The sequence below is a fragment of the Trebonia sp. genome (genome assembly GCF_049794275.1).
GTDB lineage: Bacteria > Actinomycetota > Actinomycetes > Streptosporangiales > Streptosporangiaceae > Trebonia.
The window spans coordinates 1-2,444 of record NZ_JBARCR010000650.1; the positions used below are offsets into that span (position 1 = coordinate 1).

Below are 2,444 nucleotides of genomic sequence, written 5' to 3' on the forward strand. Positions count from 1 at the left end.
GGTCGAGCAAGGGCGCGGCGGAGCGCCGCTCCTGCCGCCACAGCGCCGCCGCGGCGACCACAGCGCCGGCCGCGCAGGAGACCACCGCCCAGGCCGGCATCCCCAGCCCGGAGAGGGAAGAGATGGCCAGCATGCCGGCTGTCGTCGAGACGGCGAGCAAGACCATCCCGGCCGGGTCGGTGCCCCGGGATTCCGCGCGCCGTCGCGTGCGGGGCAGCAGGAACACCCCGGCCGCGACCGCGATCACACCCACGGGGACGTTGAGGAAGAACACCCAGCGCCAGCCCACCGCGGCCACGATCAGGCCGCCAAGCACCGGGCCGGACGCGAGGCCGACGGCCTGCGCGGCCGCCTGCACGCCCAGCGCAGCCCGGCGCTTTCGCGCTGGCATGCTGGTGACCACCAGCGCCACGCTGTTCGCCTGCAGCATCGCCGCGCCGACCGCCTGGACCAGCCGCAACGCGATCAGCATGCCGATCGAGGTCGCCAGGCCGCAGCCCGCCGACGCGGCGGCGAACACCACGAACCCGTAGAGGTACAGCAGCTTGCGGCCAGCCCGGTCGGACCAGCGGCCGGCCGGCACGAGCAGCGTCGTCAGCGCCAGCAGGTACGCGAGGGAGACCCATTGCACGGCCGCCAGGCCGGCACTGAACTGCCGTTGCAGCGCGGGAAACGCCACCGTGACGACGCTCGCGTCCAGCTGGCCCATGAACGCGCCGAAACATACCGTGCCAACCGCGAACCACGGCGCGAGGCGATGCTCACGGATCGCGGCCGGCCTGGCCGGCTCGCGCAGCAAGGTCACCACGAGCGGCCCATCGTGTTCAGCAAGTCTCTCTCCGATTACTTCTGTACTAGAACTAATATTAGTTCTAGTACAGAAGCTTTTTGGAAGCAAATCTCCTGCTGGCGGTGGTTGCGGCCTGACCTGTTCTGACGGGTGGGCTAGCGAGCGGCTATTCGGGTCCTGACCGCGGCTGGCGTGCCGCGCTAGCGTGCAGGCGTGAGCCCTTGGCGCCGCCGGCCTAGGAATCAGGAAGGGATACGCATGGCACGTCACTCGCCCGAGATCAGGCTGCGGCCCGTCACCGAGGCCGACCTCGACATGTTCCGTCGCTTCGCGGTCGAGCCGGGCCTGGTAGGCCTGGACTGGTCCGGGTTCCGCGATCCGAAGGCCGTCCAGCGCAGATTCGATACCGACAGCTATCTCGGCGAGGACGACGGCCGGCTGATCGTGGAGGTGGCGGCGGGAACCGAGCCGGGCGGAGAACCGGCTGGCCTGGTGTCCTACCGGAGGCGGTTGCACGGCTCCCAGGGGTATTGCTGGGAGATCGGCATCGCGCTGCTGCCGGAGTGGCGCGGCCAGGGCATCGGCTGGCGCGCGCAGGCGATGTTCTGCTCATACCTGTTCGAGCACACGCCTGTGCAGCGAATCGAGGCGGCCACGCATGCCGAGAACGCCGCGGAGCAGCGGTCACTGGAAAAGGCCGGGTTCACCCTCGAAGGCGTCGTACGCGCGGCCGAGTTCCGTGCGGGCCAGTGGCGCGACGGCTACCTCTACAGTCGCCTGCGTACCGACCCTGACCCCCTCGCGGGCTAGGCGCGTAAAACCTAGTGACGGCTGCCGGTGCCGTGGTCAACAGTGGACCTATGGCGCGCTCCGCGACCGAAGTCGTGATACCACTGACGATCCGGGACCTGACCACAGAGGATCTGCCGTCATGTGCGTGGTCCGGGTCAGCGACCCATCTGACGAGCATCGCCAAGGCGCTGGAGCGAGCCCGGCGCGGCGAGGTGGACTATCTCGCCGTCTGCCCGCCGTCGGGGCTGCCGGTAGCGCTCGGCGGGATCGACTACGCCGAGAGCCCCGGAGCGGGAACGCTCTGGCAACTGGCCGTTCACGGGGCGCTGCAGTCGTGCGGGATCGGCACCATCCTCATCCACGCGGCGGAGCAGCGCATCCTCGCCCGTGGCCTGCACCGGGCCGAACTGGGCGTCGAAGAATCCAACCCGCGGGCACGCGCGCTGTACGACCGGCTCGGGTACGTCGCCTACGGACGGGCATCCGAGTCCTGGGACGAGCAGGCTCCCGACGGATCCATCTTCCGCTACGAGACCATGTGCACGCTGATGCGCAAAGAGCTGTCATAGTCCCACGGCACCATGGCTGCTCCCCGTACGGGGCTCAGCCCGCGCGGGTGGTGGGCGGTGAGTGGCTGTGCAGCACCTGGCCCTCCGGGCCGTAAGCGGTGGTGGTTCCGTCGGGGTGGAGCACGAGCCGCCAGCCGCGGCGGTGGATGCAGATGTCGTGGTGGAACTGGCACAGCAGCACGCAGTCGGTGACGGCGGTTTTGCCGCCGTCTTTCTTGTGCTGCAGGTGGTGCACGTCGCACCAGGCGGCGGGTCTTCCGCACCGTGGCCAGGCGCAGCCGCGGTCGCGGAGC

The 2,444-nt window shown here is 69.8% G+C and carries 4 protein-coding genes; 2 read left to right on the forward strand and 2 right to left on the reverse strand.

All coding sequences use genetic code 11. From position 1 onward, the window contains the following. A partial coding sequence (locus tag WA805_RS17485; RefSeq protein WP_425242862.1) for an MFS transporter occupies positions 1 to 808 on the reverse strand: 808 nt, incomplete at its 3' end. A gap of 240 nt (positions 809 to 1,048) precedes the next feature. On the opposite strand from WA805_RS17485, the gene WA805_RS17490 reads away from it, so the two are divergent. Both WA805_RS17490 and WA805_RS17495 read left to right on the forward strand, forming a co-directional pair. Then, positions 1,049 to 1,600 (forward strand): GNAT family N-acetyltransferase, encoded by a 552-nt coding sequence (locus tag WA805_RS17490; RefSeq protein WP_422280680.1) that lies wholly within the window; start codon positions 1,049 to 1,051, stop codon positions 1,598 to 1,600. A 50-nt stretch (positions 1,601 to 1,650) separates the two neighbouring features. Continuing rightward, positions 1,651 to 2,151, forward strand: coding sequence for a GNAT family N-acetyltransferase (locus WA805_RS17495; RefSeq protein ID WP_425242863.1), 501 nt, complete (start codon positions 1,651 to 1,653; stop codon positions 2,149 to 2,151). A gap of 34 nt (positions 2,152 to 2,185) precedes the next feature. Here the strand turns inward: WA805_RS17495 and WA805_RS17500 are convergent. Continuing rightward, the coding region (locus WA805_RS17500; protein ID WP_425242864.1) for an HNH endonuclease signature motif containing protein at positions 2,186 to 2,444 on the reverse strand (259 nt) is incomplete at its 5' end.